Source organism: Mesorhizobium sp. M0293, assembly GCF_040321735.1.
GTDB lineage: Bacteria > Pseudomonadota > Alphaproteobacteria > Rhizobiales > Rhizobiaceae > Mesorhizobium.
Genome location: NZ_JAMYSA010000051.1, coordinates 12,836 through 32,041 on the forward strand (window position 1 = coordinate 12,836; position 19,206 = coordinate 32,041).

Genomic DNA, 19,206 nt, shown 5'->3' on the forward strand with positions numbered 1-19,206 from the left:
TGATATCAATCGCTGGTGTTCGGCTAAAACCCGGCTTCCCCGCCGGCGATGCTGAGCCGCGCACCGGCCTGCGCAAGGGCGGCGGCTATATCGCGCGGCGGTGACCGGTCGCTGGCAAGTTCGGAAAAACTGTCGAAGCCGCAGACCTGGACCAGGCCCTGGCGGCCGAACTTCGAGTGATCGGTGATGACAAGTGAACGCTGGCCGCGCGACAGCACCATGCGGGCGAATTCGGCCTCTTCCAGGTCATAGTCCATGACGCCCATCACCGCATCGATGGCACCGGTGGAGATGATGGCGTGGCTGACCGAGAAGCGGCTGACGAAGTCGATGGCCGAGGCGCCGAAGGCAGCGCCGGAATCGCTGCGCAATTCGCCACCGGCCATATAGACCTTGTTGCCGTTGATGGTGGCCAGCGTGCGGGCGATATCCGACGAATTGGTGACGACCGTCAGGCGCCGGTGGCCCAGCAGCTCTCGGGCAAGGAACGAGGTCGTCGTGCCGGTGTCGAGCATGATCGATTCGCCGTCGCGAATGGTGGCGGCGACCATGCGGGCAATGACGCGCTTGGCGTCGGCATTCTCACGCATGCGCCGTTCGAACGGCGCTTCGCCGACCATCGACGGCAGGCCGATGGCGCCATGCATCTTGAGGACCGAGCCGTCGCCGGTGAGCGGTTTGACGTCGCGGCGCACGGTCTCGAGCGACACGCCCAGCCGGTCGGCCAGACTGGCGATGGTGACGGTGCCTTCTTCCTGCAGGAGCCGCAGGATTTCGCCATGGCGTTTGGATTGGGCCATTTGGTTCCCCGAACTGAGAATTTGACCGATTTTAGGGTAATTCAAGCGCTTTTAAAGGAGCTATCTTATGGTTTCGGGCAAAACACCCAAAAAAGGTCACATCTTTTTCTTGACAACCGGGCAACCCTGGCGTGAAATCGAGACAGGGTTCGGAGCTGCAACGGGAGGATGATGGCAGAGCCGCAACTCACGCATCAGGCCGTTTGGAACGTGCCGGGCGCAAGGAATTTTCAGATCCGCGGGGGCGGATGCCGGGCTCAAAAACCTGGCCAAGGGGCTCGTCGGTGCGGTGCGGGATACCGATCCTGGCATCCCGCACCGACGAGATTTTTGCGTTTCTCTCCACCGTCGTTGCGCTGTCTATGGCACCCTATCGAACCCCCAGCAAACCAGGGATGATTCTGTGACTGCCGAAGAACGCATCCGCGCCCTGCCCTGCTGGACCGGCGGCATCGAAATCGCACCATTGCCTGGCGGTCTGAGCAACGCCAACTATGTGGTCGCGGACGCGACCGGCAAACATGTCGTTCGCTTCGGCAAGGACTATCCGTTCCACCATGTCTTTCGCGAGCGCGAGGTGATGACGGCGCGGGCGGCCCATGCCGCCGGTTTCGCGCCGGCAGTCCTCCATGCCGAACCGGGCATCCTGGTCACGGAGTTTCTTGGCGCCAAAACCTATCAGGCGGAAGATGTGCGCGCCAACCTTGGCCGTGTCGCTGCCTTGATGCGCGCCTTCCACCGGGAGATGCCCAATCACGTCTCCGGGGCCGGCTTCATGTTCTGGGTGTTCCATGTCATCCGAGACTATGCGCGCACGCTTGAAGAAGGCGGCAGCCGCAAACGCAGCGACCTGCCGCGCCTGCTGACGCTGGCCGACGAGCTGGAGCGCGCGCAGAAACTGCTGCCGATCGTCTTTGGCCACAATGACCTGTTGCCGGCCAACATTCTCGACGACGGCAACAGGCTGTGGCTGATCGACTTCGAATATGCCGGCTTCAACACGGCGATGTTCGACCTCGCCGGCGTGGCCTCCAACGCCGGCATGAGCGACGAGGAATCCTTCGCCTTCCTGACCGCCTATTTCATGAAGGAACCGGATGAGGCGATCCGCCGCTCGCACGCGGCCATGCAATGCGCCTCGCTGCTGCGCGAGGCGATGTGGAGCATGGTGTCCGAGCTGTATCTCGACGCGCCCGGCATCGACTACGTCGCCTACACCGAGGAAAACCTGACGCGGCTCGAAGGCGCGCTGGAAAACTACAGAACGAAGTACGGGACACAGAAATCATGACATTGCCTAGCCAGGCCGCGATCGTCGTCATCGGCGGCGGCATCATCGGCTGTTCGACGGCCTATCATCTGGCGCGCGACCACAAGGCCGACGTGGTGCTGCTCGAGCAGGGCAAGCTGACCTCGGGCTCGACCTGGCATGCCGCCGGCCTCGTCGGGCAGCTGCGCTCATCGGCTTCGATCACCCGCGTGCTGAAATACTCCGTCGACCTCTATAAGGGACTGGAAGCCGAGACCGGCCTTGCTACCGGCTGGAAGATGACCGGGTGCCTCAGGCTCGCCACCAATGCAAACCGCTGGACCGAGTACAAAAGGCTGGCGACGACGGCGAAAAGCTTCGGCATGGACATGCAGTTGCTGTCGCCGGCGGAGGTCAAGGCCATGTGGCCGCTCATGGAAACCGGCGATCTTGTCGGAGCCTCCTGGCTGCCGACCGATGGCCAGGCGAGCCCTTCCGACATCACGCAGTCGCTGGCCAAGGGCGCGCGCATGCATGGCGCGAAATTGTTCGAGGATGTCCGCGTCACCGGTTTCGAGATGAAGGACGGCCGCATCACGGCGGTGAAGACCAGCAAGGGCGACATCGCCTGCGACAAGGTGGTCAACTGCGCCGGGCAATGGGCGCGGCAGGTCGGCGGGATGGCCGGCATCAACGTGCCGCTGCAGCCGGTGAAGCATCAGTACATCATCACCGAGAAGATCGATGGGCTGGCGACCGACGCGCCGACCATCCGCGACCCGGACCGGCGCACCTATTTCAAGGAAGAGGTCGGCGGGCTGGTGATGGGCGGCTATGAGCCGAACCCGCAGGCCTGGGCGACTGATCTCCCCGGAGGCGATGTGCCTGACGATTGGGAGTTCCGGCTGTTCGACGACGACTACGACCATTTCGAACAGCACATGATGCAAGCGATCGCGCGGGTGCCGGCGCTGGAAACCGTCGGCGTCAAGCAGATGATCAACGGGCCGGAGAGCTTTACGCCGGACGGCAATTTCATCCTCGGCACAGCGCCCGAATGCGCCAACATGTTCGTCGGCGCCGGCTTCAACGCCTTCGGCATCGCCTCGGGTGGCGGCGCCGGCTGGGTGTTGGCGCAGTGGGTGGTCGATGGCGAAGCGCCGCTCGACCTGTGGGTGGTCGACATCAGGCGCTTTTCCAACCTGCACCGTGATCGCCAATGGGTACGCGAGCGCACGCTGGAGGCCTATGGCAAGCATTATACGATCGGTTTTCCGCACGAGGAGTACACCAGCGGGCGGCCGCGCATCGTCTCGCCGCTTTACGACAGGCTGAAGCAGCAGCGCGCCGTGTTCGGCTCGAAGCTCGGCTGGGAACGGCCGAACTGGTTCGCCCCAGAAGGCGTCGAGGCGCAGGACATCTATTCGATGGGCCGGCAGAACTGGTTCGCGACGGTCGGCGGCGAACACCGGCATGTGCGCGAAAAGGTCGGCATCTTCGATCAATCGTCCTTTGCCAAATATGAGCTGAGCGGGCCCGACGCGCTGAAGGCGCTGGACTGGATCTGCGCCAACGACGTCAACAAGCCGGTCGGCCGGCTGACCTACACGCAGCTTCTCAACACACGCGGCGGCATCGAGGCGGATCTGACGGTGGCGCGGCTGGCCGAGGAGAAGTTCTACATCGTCACCGGCACAGGCTTCCGTACGCATGATGCCTCATGGATCAGCGATCACATCAGCCAAGGCCTCGATGCCACGCTTGTCGACGTCACGGAGGACTTCGGCACGCTGTCGCTGATGGGTCCCCGGGCGCGCGACGTTCTTTCGGCGGTGACCGAAGCCGAGGTGTCGAATGCGAGCTTCCTGTTCGGCCATGTGCGCGAAATCGCTGTCGCCGGTCACACGGTTCGGGCGCTGCGCGTCACCTATGTCGGCGAGCTCGGCTGGGAACTGCATGTGCCGATCGCGGCCACCGGCGAAGTCTTCGACGCGCTGATGGCGGCAGGCAAGACGCATGACATCCGCCCGGTCGGCTACAGAGCGCTCGAATCGCTGCGGTTGGAAAAAGGCTATCGCGCCTGGGGCTCCGACATCACGCCCAATGACACGCCACAAGAAGCCGGGCTCGGCTGGGCGGTCAAGCTGCGCAAGAACACCGACTTCATTGGGCGGCGAGCGCTCGAGACGGCCAGCGGCGCGGCACTAAAGAAACGCTTTGCCGGCTTCACGGTCGATGACCCCGAGATCGTGTTGCTCGGACGCGAGACCATCCTGCGCAATGGCGAGTTGGTCGGCTATCTCACCAGCGGTGGCTACGGCTACACGCTGGGCAAGAACATCGGCTACGGCTATGTGCGCAACGCCGATGGCGTCAGCGACGATTTTCTCACCTCGGGCGACTACGAACTGGTGGTCGCGATGGAACGAACACCGGCCAAGATCCATCTCGAGCCGATGTACGATCCGACAGCCGCCAAGGTCAAAGCGTAGAGTTCTTTAATAGGACGCAATTCCGGACGGAAAACCGCTTCACACTTTTCCTGGAATTGCTTTAGTTCACGCGCAAAGCGAGACCGCGGCTCGGCACGGTGTCGGCCTCGCCCGGCATGGAGATGTAAGGCCTCGTTTCCTCGACGCGGCTGACGAGGCCTTGCGCTTCGAGCTCGGCGATGCGCGCGGCGAAGCCCGCTTTCCACAGCGTGTTCTTGACGGTCAGCACGATCACTCCGCCCGGTCGGCAGATGCGGATCAACTCGTCCAACCCCTCGACGCCGACATGGCCGGAGGTGAAGACGCCGGCCGAGATGATCCCGGCATAGGCCCCGTCGGCAAAGGGCAGATGACCGCCGAGAGCCAGGCAATGGAGCGCCGAATAGACGCCTTTGCGCGCCGCCTGAGTCAGCATGCCTTCAGAAATGTCGAGCGCCTCGACCTCGGGATAGCCAGCAATGTTCAACCATTCGCCGATCAGCCCGGTGCCGGCGCCGGCATCGAGCAGCGGGGCTGAACCGCGCGGCAGATGGCGCGCTAGCAGCGCAAGGCAGATCGTTGGATGGCGATAGCCGGCGGCCGACATGTCGGCGTCATAGGTCTGCGACCAGCTGTTATAGAGTGCTGCGACCTCCTCCGGGCGCTTGGCCGCATAGACGGCGCCAAGTGCACCATGATGTTTGCTGTCCGCCACTTTTGTCCTGTCCACCATTCCTTGGGTCTCACATCGGATGATAGCCAAAGCACGAAAATTGTGGAACCGTCGCTGCGACAAATAACAGCGTGGGGGCGCAGGCATGGTGACAGACGAAGTGCGCGCGACATTGGCCGCCATTCCCATGCTGGTCGGCTACACCGGGCCACTCGAACGGCTTGGCGGTCTCACCAATCTGGTATTCAGGGCCGGCGACTTCTGCCTGCGTATTCCCGGCAAAGGCACCGAAGAATACATCAACCGGGCCAATGAAGCTGTGGCGGCGCGCGAAGCGGCAAAGGCAGGGGTCAGCCCTGAGGTGCTGCATGTCGACCCCGCCACCGGAATCATGGTGACGCGCTTCATCGCCGGCGCCGAGACGATGTCGCCGGAAAAATTCAAGCTTCGGCCGGGCAGTCCCGCGCGGGCCGGCGAGGCTTTTCGCAAGCTGCACAATTCAGGCGCGGTGTTTCCCTTCCGCTTCGAATTGTTTGCGATGATCGACGATTATCTCAAGGTGCTGTCGACCAAGGATGTCGCCCTGCCCGCCGGCTACCATGACGTGGTGCACGAGGCCGAGACTGTGCGATCGGCGCTCGCCACCCATCCGCTGCCCATCGTCGCCTGCCACTGCGATCCGCTGTGCGAGAACTTCCTCGACACGGGCGAGCGGATGTGGATCGTCGACTGGGAATATTCGGGCATGAACGACCCGCTCTGGGACCTTGGCGACCTCAGCGTGGAAGGCAAATTCGACGCCGCGCAGGACGAAGAGATGATGCGCGCCTATTTCGGCGGCGAGGCGAGGCCGGCCGAGCGCGGCCGCATCGTCATCTACAAGGCGATGTGCGATTTGTTGTGGACGCAGTGGGGACTGATCCAACTCGCCAACAACAATCCGGTCGATGATTTCCGCGCCTATGCCGACGGTCGGTTTGTCCGCTGCAAGGCGCTTATGGAGACGTCGGAGTTTTCACGGCATCTGGCGATTATACGTCAGGGCTGAGCCTGGACTAATTGACGCCCTTCGGCACGTTTTCGGGCGGCACCGTGGTCTCGACCAGTTTCTGGCGGTGGAAGATGAACAAGCCGGCCAGCACGACGATGCCCGAGCCGATCAGGATGCGCGGGCCCGGAACGTCACCGAAGAACACCAGCCCGAACACAACCGCCCACAGGAGCAGCGTGTAGTGCAGCGGCGCCAGCGTCGAGGCCGGCGCCAGCTTGAGCGCCCTGGTGATCATCAGATGTGCGCCGCAGGAGACAATGCCGAGCAGCAGCATGGCGCCGAAATCGAGTGCTGACGGCGTCTGCCAGGCGCCGATGGTCAGCACACCGCCGACCAGCAGCGTGCCGATGGTCTGCCAAGTCACCAGATTGGTGTCGCTGGTGCCGCGCAAGCGGCGGTTGAGGATGATGGCGAAAGCGAAGGCGACGCTGCCTGCGAGCGCGAAGCCCGATGACAGCGAGAACGCCGCCGAGGACGGTTTCAGCATGATCAGCACGCCGCAGAAGCCGAGCAGGATAGCCATCCAGCGGCGCCAGCCGACCTTTTCGCCAAGCAAGAGGTGCGAGAGTGCCGCGACATAGATCGGCCCGGCCATGTAGAAACTCATCACATCGGCAAGCGGCAGATAGACGACGGCGGCATAGAAGAGCGCGGTGTCGAGCGTGGTCATCACCACGCGCAGCAGCTGCAGCTCCAGGCGCTCCATGCGAAACAGCTTGGCCGTGCCCTGATGGGCGATCATCGGGCCAAGCACGAAGAAGGCGCCGATGGACCGGATCAGCACAACCTGGCCGACGGAGAAGCTGGCGACCAGCCACTTGCCCATGGCGTCGTTCAGCGCAAACAGGAAGTCGCCGGCCAGCATCAGCAGAATGCCGGCCAAAAGCACGTTCCTGACTGTGGAATTCTGCGCCACGGGCTGCGTCATGCCGATCCCGAATCCTCCCTGCGTAAGCCGCGTCGTAGACGGAAGCGGCGGCTTTGACGAGGAGAAATCCGGAAATCGGCAAGGCCAGAGCCGGGAATCGGCTGTATCTAGGAGCAATTCCAGGAAAAGTGTGAAACGGTTTTCCCGGGAAAAGCGCATAGCGCTTTCCCTTGGGAATTGCGTCAAAACAAAGAGCTAGCAGTGGTTCGCCGTTTCCGCGAAACGGTGACCCACCCTAGCCGGATATGTGCCGCCGGTTCACCAGTGCCGGCCGTCCAACGATCGAAAGCCTGGTCTCCTGCTTCGTCCGCTCCGCCACCACCTTGCCCCTGGCGATGACACACAGGCGTTCGGCGCGCAGGCGCAGGGCCTCGACCGGATTGCCGGCGTCGAGGACGACAAGGCTGGCGCGCTTGCCGACCGCCAGGCCGAGATGGTTGAGCCCCATGATCGATGCGTTGACGTTGGTGACCATGTCGAAGCAGCGCGCCATGTCGGCCGGGCTCGACATCTGGGCAACGTGCAGCCCCATGAAGGCGACATCGAGCATGTCGGCGGTGCCCAGCGAATACCAGGGATCGAGCACGCAATCCTGGCCCCAGCCGACGCGGATGCCGAGCGCCTGCATTTCCTTGACCCGGGTCATACCGCGGCGCTTCGGGAAGGTGTCATGGCGGCCCTGCAGCATGATGTTGATCAGCGGGTTGGGGATGGCCGAGACACCGGCTTCGGCGATGAGCGGCAGCAGCTTCGAGACGTAGTAATTGTCCATCGAATGCATCGAGGTGAGATGCGAGCCGGCCACCTTGCCCTGCAGGCCAAGGCGCTGCGTCTCATAGGCAAGCTGTTCGATATGACGCGACAGCGGGTCGTCGGTCTCGTCGCAATGCAGGTCGACCATCAGGCCGCGCCTGGCCGCGATCTCGCACAGCTCCGTTACCGAGCGCGTGCCGTCGGCCATGGTGCGCTCGAAATGCGGGATGCCGCCGACAATATCGACGCCCAGGTCCAGCGCGCGGATGGTGTTTTCACGTGCTGTCGGCGAGCGGTAAAACCCGTCCTGCGGGAAAGCCACCAGTTGCAGATCGATGTAGGGGGCGACCGTCTTCTTGACCTCGAGCAGCGCCTCGACCGCCAGCAGGCGGTCATCGCAGACATCGACATGGGTGCGGATGGCGAGCAGGCCCATCGACACCGCCCAGTCGCAGTATGCCAATGCGCGGTCGCGCACCGCCTCATGCGTCAGAAGCGGCTTCAACTCGCCCCACAGTGAAATGCCTTCGAGCAGCGTGCCCGACGCATTGATTCGCGGAATGCCGTAGGAGAGCGTTGCGTCCATGTGGAAATGCGGATCGACGAAGGGCGCAGAGACCAGATTGCCACGGGCGTCGATCGTCGCGTCGGTGGCGACGTCGAGCTTCGGCTCGATCGCCGCGATGGTCTCACCGGTGATGCCGATGTCGGCAACCCTGCCATCGGGCAGTGTGCCGCCGCGAACGATAAGGTCGAAATCCATCTGTCGTCATCCCGTCAAAAGAATCATCTGATGTAGCCGAGGCTGAAAATCGCATCCCGTCGATGCCGCTTGCAACAGCGGTTTGTCCGCAGCGGCAGCGGATGGTTCCATCCGGCCGCAACTCCCTCTATAAGCCGCCTTCGTTGTCGCGGTTTCAAGGACCAGCCGTTTGTTTCGTTTCTTCCGCTCGACGGAGAACCAGCGCCTCGTCGCGAGGCTGCTTCGGGAATCCTTCCGCCAGCATATGTTTGGCTACGGCGCCGCCATCCTGTCGATGCTGGTGGTGGCCGGCATGACGGCTGCCAGCGCATGGATCCTGCGCGAAATTACCAATGAATTCGTGATCGACAAAAGGATCGATCGCGTCAACATGATTGCCCTGGCGGTCGCAGCGATCTTCATCGTCAAGGGCATCGCCAATTTCGTCCAGGCCTATTTCATGAGCCGGGTGGGCAACGCCATCATCGCCGAACGGCAGCGCAAGATCTACGATCGCGTCCTGGCGCAAGGCATTGAGTTCTATCATTCGACCTCGTCATCCGACCTGATCACCCGCATGACCAACAATGCGCAGGCGGCGCGCAACGTGCTCGACCTCATCGTCACGTCCTATGTGCGGGATCTGGTGACGTTGGTTGCCTTGGTGCTGGTCATGATCGTGCAGCAGCCGGCGTTGTCCCTGATCTGCTTCATCGTCGGCCCCCTGGCCATCTATGGGGTCAACCGCATCCTGAAGCGCGTTCGCAAGTTCGCAGCGCTGGAGTTTCGCTCGGTCGGCCAGATCGTGCAGGTGATGCAGGAAACCGCGATCGGCGTGCGCGTGGTCAAGTCCTTCAACCTCGAAGGCATGATGCGCAAGCGCATGTTCAAGGCGGTGTCGGATGTCGAGAACCGGGCCAACAACATCGCCACGCTGGAAGCGATCACCAGTCCGGTGATGGAGACGCTCGCCGGGCTGGCAATCGCCGGCGCCGTCCTGGTCAGTGGCCTTCTGGTGCTGCAGGGCGGCCAGACACCTGGCGGCATCATGGCTTTCATCGCGGCGCTGCTGCTCGCCTATGAACCGGCAAAGCGCCTTGCGCGCGTGCGCATCTCACTGGAAAGCGGCATCGTCGGTGTGCGCATGATGTTCCAGCTGGCCGACGAGCCGCTGACGCTGGCCGAGAAGCCGGATGCGAAGCCGCTTCTGGCCGGACCGGGCGAGATCAGGTTCGACGCCGTCAGCTTCGCCTATCAGAATGGCCCTCCGGTGCTGGACCGGTTCGACATGACGCTTGCGCCCGGCAAGATGACGGCACTGGTCGGGCCTTCCGGCGGCGGCAAGTCGACCATTCTGAACCTGATCATGCGCATGTACGACCCGCAGAGCGGCAAGGTGCTGTTCGATGGCCAAGACATCTCCCATGCGACGCTCGCGTCGCTGCGGGAAAAGATCGCCTATGTCAGCCAGGACACGTTCCTGTTTGCCGGCACGATCATGCACAACATCCGGCTTGGGCGCGAGGGCGCGACCGACGAAGAGGTGATCGCTGCCGCCAGGGCGGCCAACGCGCATGAGTTCATCAGCGCGCAGGCGAAAGGCTACCACACCGAGGTGGGCGAAAACGGCGCGCTGCTGTCCGGCGGCCAGCGCCAGCGCATCTCGATCGCACGCGCCATGCTGCGCAATGCCGAAATCCTGCTCCTGGACGAGGCGACCAGCGCGCTCGACGCCGAATCGGAAGCGCTTTTCCGCGATGCGCTGCAGCAGCTGACCGAAGGGCGCACGACGATCGTCATTGCGCATCGCCTGTCGACCGTGCACCAGGCCGACACAATCGTGGTGCTCGAAGCCGGCAAGGTGGTGGAAAGCGGTCCGCACAAGACCTTACTCAAACAGGGCGGGCTCTATCAGAAGCTTTATGAGTACCAACTGATGCCGTAGCACACTCTTCCCTTCTCCCCTTGTGGGAGAAGGTGGATCGGCGCGTTAGCGCCGAGACGGATGAGGGGTGTTCCAGCGGAGTGAGGCGTTGGCGTTCCCTGGAACACCCCTCATCCGACCTCGCTTCGCGAGGCCACCTTCTCCCACAAGGGGAGAAGGAAGAACCGCACTACTCCGGCACGAACCTCACCGCGCCCTTGGCCGCGCTGGTGGCCATGGCGGCATAGGCGCGCAAGGCGGTGGTCACCTTGCGCTTGCGCTTTTCTTCAGGCTTCCAGGCCAAGGCGCCCTTTGCCTCCATCGCAGCGCGGCGGGCAGCGATTTCAGCGTCGCTGACAGCAAGGCGGATGCTGCGGTTCGGGATGTCGATCTCGATCGTATCGCCTTCCTGCACCAAGCCGATCAGCCCGCCTTCGGCGGCTTCCGGCGACGCGTGGCCGATCGACAGGCCCGAAGTACCGCCGGAGAAGCGGCCATCGGTGACCAGCGCACAGGCCTTGCCGAGGCCCTTCGACTTCAGATAGCTGGTCGGATAGAGCATTTCCTGCATGCCGGGGCCGCCGCGCGGTCCCTCATAGCGGATGACGACGACATCGCCGGCCTTGATCTCGTTGGACAGGATCGCCTTGACGCTCGAATCCTGGCTTTCGAAGACGCGCGCCGGGCCGGTGAACTTCAGGATCGATTCGTCGACGCCGGCCGTCTTCACGATGCAGCCGTCGAGCGCCAGATTGCCTTTCAGCACGGCAAGGCCGCCATCCCTGGAAAAGGGATGTTCTGCCGAGCGAATGACCCCCTTCTCGCGGTCGAGATCGAGTTCGTCCCAGCGGCGATCCTGGCTGAAGGCGACCTGCGTCGGCACGCCGCCGGGGGCGGCGAGGAAGAAATCGCGCACACTCTGGCTGGTCGAGCGTGAAACATCCCAATGGTCGAGCGCTTCGCCGAGCGTTGACGTGTGAACGGTCGGCAGGTCGCGGTTGATCAAGCCGGCATTGTCGAGCTGGCCGAGGATCGCCATGATGCCGCCGGCGCGGTGGACGTCTTCCATGTGGACGTCGGACTTGGCGGGAGCCACCTTGCACAGCACCGGCACCTTGCGCGACAGCGCGTCGATGTCATCCTGATCGAAGTCGATCTCACCCTCATGCGCGGCGGCGAGGATGTGCAGCACGGTGTTGGTCGAGCCGCCCATGGCGATATCGAGCGTCATGGCGTTCTCGAAGGCGCCTTTTGAGGCGATGTTGCGCGGCAGAGCGGTCTCATCATCCTGCTCGTAGTAGCGCTGGGCGAGATCGACGATCAGATGGCCGGCCTCGACGAACAGACGCTTGCGGTCGGCATGCGTGGCCAGCGTCGAGCCGTTGCCCGGCAACGACAGGCCAAGCGCTTCGGTCAAACAATTCATCGAATTGGCGGTGAACATGCCCGAGCAGGAGCCGCAGGTCGGGCAGGCTGAGCGCTCGATGACCTTGACGTCCTCATCGGAGATCTTGTCGTCGGCCGCTGCGACCATGGCGTCGACCAGGTCGAGCGCCTGCGTCTTGCCGGCTAGCACCACCTTGCCGGCTTCCATCGGCCCGCCGGAAACGAAGACGGTCGGAATGTTGAGGCGCAACGAGGCCATCAGCATGCCGGGCGTGATCTTGTCGCAATTGGAGATGCAGACCATGGCATCGGCGCAATGCGCATTGACCATGTATTCGACGGAATCGGCGATCAGCTCGCGCGACGGCAGCGAATAGAGCATGCCGTCATGGCCCATGGCGATGCCGTCATCGACGGCGATGGTGTTGAACTCCTTGGCGACGCCGCCGGCCTTCTCGATCTCGCGCGCGACCAACTGGCCGAGATCCTTCAGATGGACATGACCCGGCACGAACTGGGTGAAGGAGTTGACCACCGCGATGATCGGCTTGCCGAAATCGCTGTCCTTCATGCCTGTGGCGCGCCACAGACCACGGGCGCCGGCCATGTTGCGGCCATGGGTAGTGGTGCGGGAGCGATAGGCAGGCATGTTTTTTCCTTGGTGGCTGGCCGCAGCCCAGGAATGGCGCGGCAGAGCTGAATTCGGACCGCAGGCGTTATAGACGCGCAAACATGGTCTGGCCACAATTTTGCAATGCGCCAGATTCCCTGCAAAAATCAGATCTTCCAAAAAAATTGCACCCCGTTGTCGGATTGCGTGCCGCACGGCCGTCCTTGGGCAAACGGCAAGATATGCACCATTCCCGGAGTCAGCCGTTTCGCCGTAACCGCAACCAAAACACCCGAGGAGCACGACATGCAAAAGATCACCACCTGCCTGTGGTTCGATGGCCAGGCCGAAGAGGCCATGAATTTCTACGTCTCCATCTTCAAGAATTCGAAGGTGCTGAGCGTGATGCGTTGGCCCGAAGGCCACGCCGATGAAGGCAAGGTGTTGGTGACCACGTTCGAACTCGACGGCGTGCAGTTCCAGGCGCTCAACGGTGGACCGCAGTTCAAGCACACCGAAGCGATGTCGCAGTCGATCGACTGCAAGACGCAGGAAGAGGTAGATTACTTCTGGGACAAGCTCATCGAAGGTGGCGGCCAACCGTCGCAATGCAGCTGGCTGAAGGATAAATTCGGCGTCTCCTGGCAGGTTGTGCCGGAGCAGCTACCGCACCTGCTTCTGGATCCGGACCGGGCCAAGGCCGGCCGCGTGATGTCAGCGATGATGCAGATGAGCAAGATTGACGTCGCCAAGATCGAGGAAGCGGCGAAAGGGTGAGAAGCGGTCCGCGTAGCGGACGGAAAGCCAATTGCTTCGAACGCCTGGAGCTGCAACGGGCGGGGAACGTTGGAGTCTATTAGACCCAGGTCGACGCTGCCCCTTATCCGCCCTTCGGGCACCTTCTCCCCGTAAACGGGGGAGAAGGAAGAGCTGCCGCTCATGCCGCCTTGTCGCGGACCTGATAGTCCTTGATCGTGGCGAAGCGGATCGCCTTCCAGCGTTCCGCTTCGTAGTTCAGCGAAAAGGCGTGCTGGGCCAGAAACACCGGATCGTTGTCAAGATCGCGGGCGATGTCACCGCGATGCGCCTCGATGAAGCGGTGAACCTCGGCCTTGTCGTCGGCCGAGATCCAGCGGCAGACCGAAAACCGCGACATCTCGAACTCGACCGGAAGCGTGTATTCGAAGTTCAGCCGTTCCTTCAGCACGTCGAGCTGCAGCGCACCGACAACGCCGACGATGGCCGGCGAGCCATCCTCCGGCGAGAACAGCTGCACGACGCCCTCCTCGGCCATCTGTTGCAGCGCTTCCTTGAGCTTCTTGGCCTTCATTGCGTCGCCAAGGCGGACGCGGCGCAGGATTTCGGGCGCGAAGTTCGGCACACCGCGGAACAGGATCTCCTCACCCTCGGTCAGCGTGTCGCCGATGCGCAGCGTGCCGTGGTTGGGAATACCGACGACATCGCCGGCAAAGGCTTCGTCCGCGGTGACGCGGGTGCGCGCAAAGAAGAATTGCGGTGCCGACAGCGACATCGGCTTTCCCGTGCGCACCAGCTTTGCCTTCATGCCGCGCTCGAGCTTGCCCGAGCAGACGCGGACGAAGGCGATACGGTCGCGGTGGTTGGGGTCCATGTTGGCCTGGATCTTGAAGACGAAGGACGTCATCTTCTCTTCGGTCGCCTCGACCTTGCGGGTGTCGGCCTCCTGCGCGCGCGGCGGGGGCCCAAACGCGCCAAGCGCCTCGATCAGGTCGCGGACGCCATAATTGCGCAGCGCAGAACCGAAATAGACCGGCGTCAGATGACCTTCCCGGAACGAGTCAATATCAAGAGGTCGGCAAGCCTCCCGCGCGAGCTCCAGCTCCTCGATAAAGGCCTCACGCTCGTTTTCCGGCAGCAGCCCGGCAACGCGGTTGGAATCGGGACCGTTGACCGGTGTGCGTTCCTTCTCGTCGTCGCCTTTGCGTACCGCGTTCAGCGCCAGATGATAGGTGCCGGAAAAGGTTCTTCCCCGACCAATCGGCCATGTGATGGGCGCGGTATCCAGCGCCAGCTTCTGCTCGATCTCGTCGAGGATCTCGAACGGATCGCGGCTTTCGCGGTCCATCTTGTTGACGAACGTGATGATCGGGATGTCACGCAGCCGGCAGACCTCGAACAGTTTCAGCGTGCGCGGCTCGATGCCCTTGGCGGCGTCGATGACCATCACGGCCGAGTCGACCGCCGACAGCGTGCGGTAGGTGTCGTCGGCGAAATCCTCGTGGCCGGGCGTGTCGAGCAGGTTGAAGACAGTGTCCTCATACTCGAAGGTCATCACCGAGGTGACGACCGAAATACCGCGCTCGCGCTCGATCTTCATCCAGTCGGACCGCGTCTGGATTTTGTCCTTCTTGGCCTTGACTTCGCCGGCAAGCTGAATGGCGCCACCGAACAGCAGCAGCTTTTCGGTGAGCGTCGTCTTGCCGGCGTCGGGGTGCGCTATGATCGCGAAGGTGCGGCGGCGCGCCACTTCTTCTTCTATTGCTTCGGGCATTCTCTGGGATTTCCGTGTGACAGGCCGGGCTTCTAGCAGCGCAGTGCCGGGCTGTCGACCGGTCCGGCGGGGATGCTGCTGGTTGCCACCTCTCGGTCAGAGCATGCAGCTCCGTCATGCTGTGGCTCAGGCCAGCGCATTGCGGCATATTTTGCGCTGCTCGATGTTGGCAAACGGCTGCCAGGATGGCAGTTGGATGAACATCCCTCCGGATGACGAGGCAGAGGAGCGAGCATGAGCAACGGGAAACAAGTGATCGTCATCGGTGCCGGCATCATCGGCGCCTCCATCGCCTGGCATCTGAGCAAAGCGGGCGCGCAGGTGACGGTCGTTGCCGACAGCGCCGCCGGCGGGGTCGCAACGCCCAATTCCTTTGCCTGGATCAATGCCAGCTGGGGCAATCCGGAGCCGTATTTCCGACTGCGCACCCGCGCGATGGCCGAATGGACGCGGCTGGCGCAGGATCTGCCCGGCCTCCCGCTCAGCTGGTGTGGCGGCCTGTGCTGGGATTTGGCGGCGGCCGACATGGAAACCTACGCCACAGAGCATTCCGTCTGGGGCTACGGCATCGAACGAGTCGACCGCGCCGGTGCCGCGCGCATCGAGCCCAATCTCGCCGAGCTTCCCGACTTTGCCCTGCATGTGCCTGAGGAAGGTGTCGCCGAACCGGTGGCTGCTACCCGTGCCCTTTTGGCAGACGCGGAGCGACATGGCGCACGCATCATCTCCAGCACGGTCACGGCGCTGGTCCAGGCCGGTGGCAAGATCACCGGTGTCGACACATCGCATGGCCTGATTGCATCAAACGAAGTGGTGATCGCGGCCGGCGTTGGCTCACCGGATATCGCCGCGACTGCCGGGATTAATCTGCCGATCGAAACACCGCCCGGCCTGATCGTCCATTCAAGGCCTTACAAAAAGCTGCTCAACGGGCTGGTGCTGGCCGAGCGGCTGCATATGCGCCAGACGGCCGAGGGTCGCATCATCGCCGGCTCGGATTTCGGCGGCGCCGACCCTGGCATGAATGCAGAAGCCACCGCCCACGCGCTGTTTGCGGCGATGAAAGCCATGCTGCGCGGCAGCGAGGGACTGGAACTCGATTTCCACACGGTCGGCTACCGGCCGACGCCGATCGACGGCTTTCCGATCATCGGCCGCGTCGAGGGCATGGACGGTGTCTATGTCGCGGTCATGCATTCGGGCATCACGCTGGCGCCGGCCGTCGGCCTGTTCGCCGCGCGGGAGATACTTGAGGGCGAGCGCGACCCGCTTTTGGCGCCTTATGGATTGGGACGCTTCGCTCAATAGCCCAGCGGACGACGAAAGCCAGCGGTCAATGGCCGCGGGTCATCGATCCGACGCCGGCAAGCAACCGGCCTAGTGGAAATTGAGATATAGCGCCGGCGGGTACTGCATCCCGTCGATGGCTGGCGCCTTTGCATCCGCGGCAGGTTTAATCCCGCCTGTCGATGCGTTGTCGAGCGGCGGCCGGGTCGCCTGCGCCTTGGCGGCATTGTCCGGCGTCACCACGACTTTCTTCTTCGCCTCCGCTACCTGCGACAAGGCAAGCAGCACAAGCAACGCGGACAGAACGAGTCTCATGACGATTTCCTCTCTGGCTCCAAAGCGCTCCGCATTTTCTGGATCACCCATGCGTCGCGCCCAAGTTCTAGTCTCATGCACTCAAAACCGCCGCACGACCTTGCGCGGCTTGGCGCCTTACTGTCTGAAACCGGACTGATCGAGCAAGGCGACCTGCTTGCCATCGATGTAGAAGCGTATGGCGTGCGCCTCATTGTCGACGTCGATGCGCGTCGGATTTGCGGCGAGTGCCACCGGTGCGGTCTTGATATATTTCGAGGGAATTCACCGGCCGGCGCGTATCGAAAGAGCAGCGCCAACGCGATACAGCCAGCAGTAAATACAATGAACGTCAGTCTGGAAGAGGCGTTCGAGGTCATCCGGTCGTTCCTTCAGGTTGAGGTGGCATTACGGTTCGGTTGCTAGCAGGCTCCTTTAGCCCAGTTCGGCCGTTGCTCGATTGGAGCGAGTCACTGCTCTGCGAAGAAAGGGACGTGCTCAGCTCACGTTCAGCACGTTCTCGCGGATGATATGCCCCTTGCCCTCTACGAGCTTAGCGCCGGCCCGCGACCCGAAAAGGCAGCACGTATGGAATACCGTGGAATTCTCTGGAATTCCTGGAATATTAGCTGATGGAAATATAACAATGGGAGGATGGGTGACGGGGTGTTATGGCAGACAGCGAGCAGCAAGAGGCAGCCGTATGGCACAACACATTGCGCAGAAATTGCGGCTGACCTCGGCGTTACTGGGGACCGTCACCCGCAAGGATCTGGCGGCGGCGTTCCGAGCCGTTAATCCGAAGACCGCGTTCGATCTCGGCCGCGCCGACAAATGGCTGCAGGGCCGCGCCCAGCCGCGCGAGCACAGTGTCTATGATGATTGGGCGAAGCTGCTTCGCTTGGAGCAGCCAGGCGCATGGATCGCCGACTGCGACCTGCCGCACTTCACCGCCGCCATCGCGGCCCGCCATGGCGTCGACAGCGCAGTGCTCGAACGCCGCGCCGGCACTCAATTCGACACCTCCACCGGCCATGATGAGCGCAGCCTCGTCTTCGCGCTGACCGGTACCTATGCATGCTATTCGCGCGCCTGGTCGCCTTATTATCGCGGCCAGATCATCAAGGGCATCCTGTCGATCGAGACAGGGCCTGGTCTGCATGGCCTGACAGCCACTTATCGCGAAGCGTTGCCGACAGGCCAGTTGGTGCTTGGCGGCCCTGTCACGCCAGCCAAGCGCGCTCTTTACGTGCATCTGAAGGAAGCCGGCGGCGATGCCCAGTTCTTCATCAGCCTGCTGCCGCAGTCGCAGCCGGGAAGTGTGCTTGGCGGCTATATGTGCGGAACCGGTATTATCGGCCCAGAGGCCCTGCCGTCATTGACCAGGATCCTCATCGTACGTCTGCGCGATCCGGCGCCCGGCGCTACCTCGTGGGGCGGATACCTGCTGAGCGACCAGTCGATATCAGAGGATTTGGGATCGCTCGGCATATCCATCGAGCAACCGGAGCAGGTCGACCGACAGCTCATACGGTTCCTCATGGGAGGCAGCGATGGCGGTGTCCACCAGGTCCCGCCAGCCGAGTTCCGCGCCATTCTCGATGTCTTCGACCGCCATTGGCTGAGACATTCCAGCGTGCCGGAAAGCTTCTGAAGGTGATAGCCAGGGCGAGGCCCGCGACGGTGCCGTGATTTGTGATTTGCGATTAGACGACCAGCGCCAGCTTTGCAGTAGCCGGTGCAAACGGGCGAATGGCCATGCCATCGCCGGTGATCGTGACAAAACTCGATGGCGGGATCGCCTGCCAATCGCCGCCCTCGCGATCGAACGGCTCGGAAACGATGCAGCGGCCGCCGCCTTTGCGGAAGGTCGAGGTGTAGAGCGTCGGCGCGTGGGCGTCGGTGGCATAGCGCACCGCATGCAGCGCCTGTCCATCCGAGAAGGCGGCGGTGAGTTTCAGCGCCGCGGCTAGGCCGCGGCGGCACCCGGCGTGAATAAACCGGCGGGTGGGGCGGGGGGCGGCGCCCTGCGGATCGGTGGCCAACCCCTCGTCGATCATCAGGAGAAAGAACAATTCGGAATCGGTGGTGCCTTCGCGCTGGTCGAAAACGGCGTCGGACAGCGAGTTCTCCAGCGCGCGGCGGATTTTTTCGAAGCCGCCGATCTGGCCGTTGTGCATGAACGACCAGGAGCTGGAGATGAACGGATGGCAGTTCATGCGGCTGGTGGCGCCACCGGTGGACGCCCGCACATGGGCGAGGAACAGGCCGGATTTGATCTGCCGGCACAGGCTCTTCAGATTGGGATCCGACCAGGCCGGCAGGATGTCGCGGTAGAGACCCGGCTCCGGGCGGTCGCCATACCAGGCAAGGCCGAAGCCGTCGCCATTGGTCGGTGATTTCGCTTCCTGGGCGCAATGGCTCTGGGCAATCAGCGAGTGACAGGGCGCGGTGAGGATGTCTTCGAGAAAGACTGCTTCACCGAGGTAGGCCGCCCACCGGCACATC

At 62.9% G+C, this 19,206-nt stretch carries 15 protein-coding genes; 7 read left to right on the forward strand and 8 right to left on the reverse strand.

Annotation, left to right across the window (positions count from 1 at the left end; genetic code table 11):
• Nucleotides 1-23: 23 nt before the first annotated feature.
• Nucleotides 24-800, reverse strand: a complete 777-nt coding sequence (locus NKJ06_RS19775; RefSeq protein WP_352634935.1) for a DeoR/GlpR family DNA-binding transcription regulator — start codon at nucleotides 798-800, stop codon at nucleotides 24-26.
• A gap of 403 nt (nucleotides 801-1,203) precedes the next feature.
• Here NKJ06_RS19775 and NKJ06_RS19780 point away from each other — a divergent pair, with 403 nt between their 5' ends.
• On the forward strand, nucleotides 1,204-2,091 hold the full coding sequence (locus NKJ06_RS19780) for a phosphotransferase (RefSeq protein ID WP_352634938.1): 888 nt from the start codon (nucleotides 1,204-1,206) through the stop codon (nucleotides 2,089-2,091).
• Nucleotides 2,088-4,541 (forward strand): GcvT family protein, encoded by a 2,454-nt coding sequence (locus NKJ06_RS19785; RefSeq protein WP_352634939.1) that lies wholly within the window; start codon nucleotides 2,088-2,090, stop codon nucleotides 4,539-4,541. The genes NKJ06_RS19780 and NKJ06_RS19785 overlap by 4 nt, the downstream gene beginning before the upstream one ends.
• A 61-nt stretch (nucleotides 4,542-4,602) precedes the next feature.
• On the opposite strand, the gene NKJ06_RS19790 is transcribed toward NKJ06_RS19785, so the two are convergent.
• Entirely contained in the window at nucleotides 4,603-5,235 is a 633-nt protein-coding gene (locus NKJ06_RS19790; RefSeq protein WP_352634940.1) for a class I SAM-dependent DNA methyltransferase, read from the reverse strand.
• Between the two features lie 103 nt (nucleotides 5,236-5,338).
• Here NKJ06_RS19790 and NKJ06_RS19795 point away from each other — a divergent pair, with 103 nt between their 5' ends.
• Nucleotides 5,339-6,241 carry a phosphotransferase gene (locus tag NKJ06_RS19795; protein WP_352634942.1) on the forward strand — a complete coding sequence of 301 codons (903 nt, stop codon included), beginning with the start codon at nucleotides 5,339-5,341 and terminating at the stop codon, nucleotides 6,239-6,241.
• Nucleotides 6,242-6,248: 7 nt separating this feature from the next.
• Here the strand turns inward: NKJ06_RS19795 and NKJ06_RS19800 are convergent, their stop codons facing one another.
• Both NKJ06_RS19800 and NKJ06_RS19805 read right to left on the reverse strand, forming a co-directional pair.
• On the reverse strand, nucleotides 6,249-7,172 hold the full coding sequence (locus NKJ06_RS19800) for a DMT family transporter (protein ID WP_352634944.1): 924 nt from the start codon (nucleotides 7,170-7,172) through the stop codon (nucleotides 6,249-6,251).
• 235 nt (nucleotides 7,173-7,407) lie between these two features.
• Nucleotides 7,408-8,688, reverse strand: coding sequence for an amidohydrolase family protein (locus NKJ06_RS19805; RefSeq protein WP_352634945.1), 1,281 nt, complete (start codon nucleotides 8,686-8,688; stop codon nucleotides 7,408-7,410).
• Nucleotides 8,689-8,857: 169 nt separating this feature from the next.
• On the opposite strand from NKJ06_RS19805, the gene NKJ06_RS19810 reads away from it, so the two are divergent.
• Entirely contained in the window at nucleotides 8,858-10,612 is a 1,755-nt protein-coding gene (locus NKJ06_RS19810) for an ABC transporter ATP-binding protein (RefSeq protein WP_352634947.1), read from the forward strand.
• Nucleotides 10,613-10,781: 169 nt separating this feature from the next.
• Here NKJ06_RS19810 and ilvD read toward each other — a convergent pair whose 3' ends face one another.
• On the reverse strand, nucleotides 10,782-12,626 hold the full coding sequence (gene ilvD, locus NKJ06_RS19815) for a dihydroxy-acid dehydratase (protein ID WP_352634949.1): 1,845 nt from the start codon (nucleotides 12,624-12,626) through the stop codon (nucleotides 10,782-10,784).
• A gap of 267 nt (nucleotides 12,627-12,893) precedes the next feature.
• Here ilvD and NKJ06_RS19820 point away from each other — a divergent pair, with 267 nt between their 5' ends.
• A complete protein-coding gene (locus NKJ06_RS19820) occupies nucleotides 12,894-13,364 on the forward strand; it encodes a VOC family protein (RefSeq protein WP_023758244.1) in 471 nt (156 codons plus the stop codon).
• 160 nt (nucleotides 13,365-13,524) lie between these two features.
• On the opposite strand, the gene NKJ06_RS19825 is transcribed toward NKJ06_RS19820, so the two are convergent.
• Nucleotides 13,525-15,117: a peptide chain release factor 3 gene (locus NKJ06_RS19825; RefSeq protein WP_352634951.1), complete on the reverse strand. Its 1,593-nt coding sequence runs from the start codon at nucleotides 15,115-15,117 to the stop codon at nucleotides 13,525-13,527.
• A gap of 234 nt (nucleotides 15,118-15,351) precedes the next feature.
• Between NKJ06_RS19825 and NKJ06_RS19830 the strand changes: the two genes are divergently transcribed.
• Nucleotides 15,352-16,425: an NAD(P)/FAD-dependent oxidoreductase gene (locus tag NKJ06_RS19830; RefSeq protein ID WP_352634953.1), complete on the forward strand. Its 1,074-nt coding sequence runs from the start codon at nucleotides 15,352-15,354 to the stop codon at nucleotides 16,423-16,425.
• 69 nt (nucleotides 16,426-16,494) lie between these two features.
• Here the strand turns inward: NKJ06_RS19830 and NKJ06_RS19835 are convergent, their stop codons facing one another.
• Nucleotides 16,495-16,770: a hypothetical protein gene (locus tag NKJ06_RS19835; RefSeq protein ID WP_352634955.1), complete on the reverse strand. Its 276-nt coding sequence runs from the start codon at nucleotides 16,768-16,770 to the stop codon at nucleotides 16,495-16,497.
• 631 nt (nucleotides 16,771-17,401) lie between these two features.
• On the opposite strand from NKJ06_RS19835, the gene NKJ06_RS19840 reads away from it, so the two are divergent.
• Nucleotides 17,402-18,352, forward strand: a complete 951-nt coding sequence (locus NKJ06_RS19840; RefSeq protein WP_352634956.1) for a hypothetical protein — start codon at nucleotides 17,402-17,404, stop codon at nucleotides 18,350-18,352.
• Nucleotides 18,353-18,404: 52 nt separating this feature from the next.
• On the opposite strand, the gene NKJ06_RS19845 is transcribed toward NKJ06_RS19840, so the two are convergent.
• The gene (locus NKJ06_RS19845) at nucleotides 18,405-19,205 is read right to left on the reverse strand and encodes a class II glutamine amidotransferase (RefSeq protein ID WP_352810444.1); all 801 of its coding nucleotides are present in this window, start codon (nucleotides 19,203-19,205) and stop codon (nucleotides 18,405-18,407) included.
• Between the last annotated feature and the right edge of the window lies 1 nt (nucleotide 19,206).

Excerpts from the sequence above, each read along its gene's own strand:
- NKJ06_RS19795 (WP_352634942.1), top strand. The coding sequence starts at position 5,339 with ATGGTGACAGACGAAGTGCGCGCGACATTGGCCGCCATTCCCATGCTG.
- NKJ06_RS19800 (WP_352634944.1), bottom strand. The coding sequence starts at position 7,172 with ATGACGCAGCCCGTGGCGCAGAATTCCACAGTCAGGAACGTGCTTTTG.
- NKJ06_RS19840 (WP_352634956.1), top strand. The coding sequence starts at position 17,402 with ATGGCACAACACATTGCGCAGAAATTGCGGCTGACCTCGGCGTTACTG.
- NKJ06_RS19830 (WP_352634953.1), top strand. The coding sequence starts at position 15,352 with ATGAGCAACGGGAAACAAGTGATCGTCATCGGTGCCGGCATCATCGGC.
- ilvD (WP_352634949.1), bottom strand. The coding sequence starts at position 12,626 with ATGCCTGCCTATCGCTCCCGCACCACTACCCATGGCCGCAACATGGCC.
- NKJ06_RS19775 (WP_352634935.1), bottom strand. The coding sequence starts at position 800 with ATGGCCCAATCCAAACGCCATGGCGAAATCCTGCGGCTCCTGCAGGAA.
- NKJ06_RS19785 (WP_352634939.1), top strand. The coding sequence starts at position 2,088 with ATGACATTGCCTAGCCAGGCCGCGATCGTCGTCATCGGCGGCGGCATC.
- NKJ06_RS19825 (WP_352634951.1), bottom strand. The coding sequence starts at position 15,117 with ATGCCCGAAGCAATAGAAGAAGAAGTGGCGCGCCGCCGCACCTTCGCG.
- NKJ06_RS19835 (WP_352634955.1), bottom strand. The coding sequence starts at position 16,770 with ATGGGTGATCCAGAAAATGCGGAGCGCTTTGGAGCCAGAGAGGAAATC.
- NKJ06_RS19820 (WP_023758244.1), top strand. The coding sequence starts at position 12,894 with ATGCAAAAGATCACCACCTGCCTGTGGTTCGATGGCCAGGCCGAAGAG.
- NKJ06_RS19845 (WP_352810444.1), bottom strand. The coding sequence starts at position 19,205 with ATGTGCCGGTGGGCGGCCTACCTCGGTGAAGCAGTCTTTCTCGAAGAC.
- NKJ06_RS19805 (WP_352634945.1), bottom strand. The coding sequence starts at position 8,688 with ATGGATTTCGACCTTATCGTTCGCGGCGGCACACTGCCCGATGGCAGG.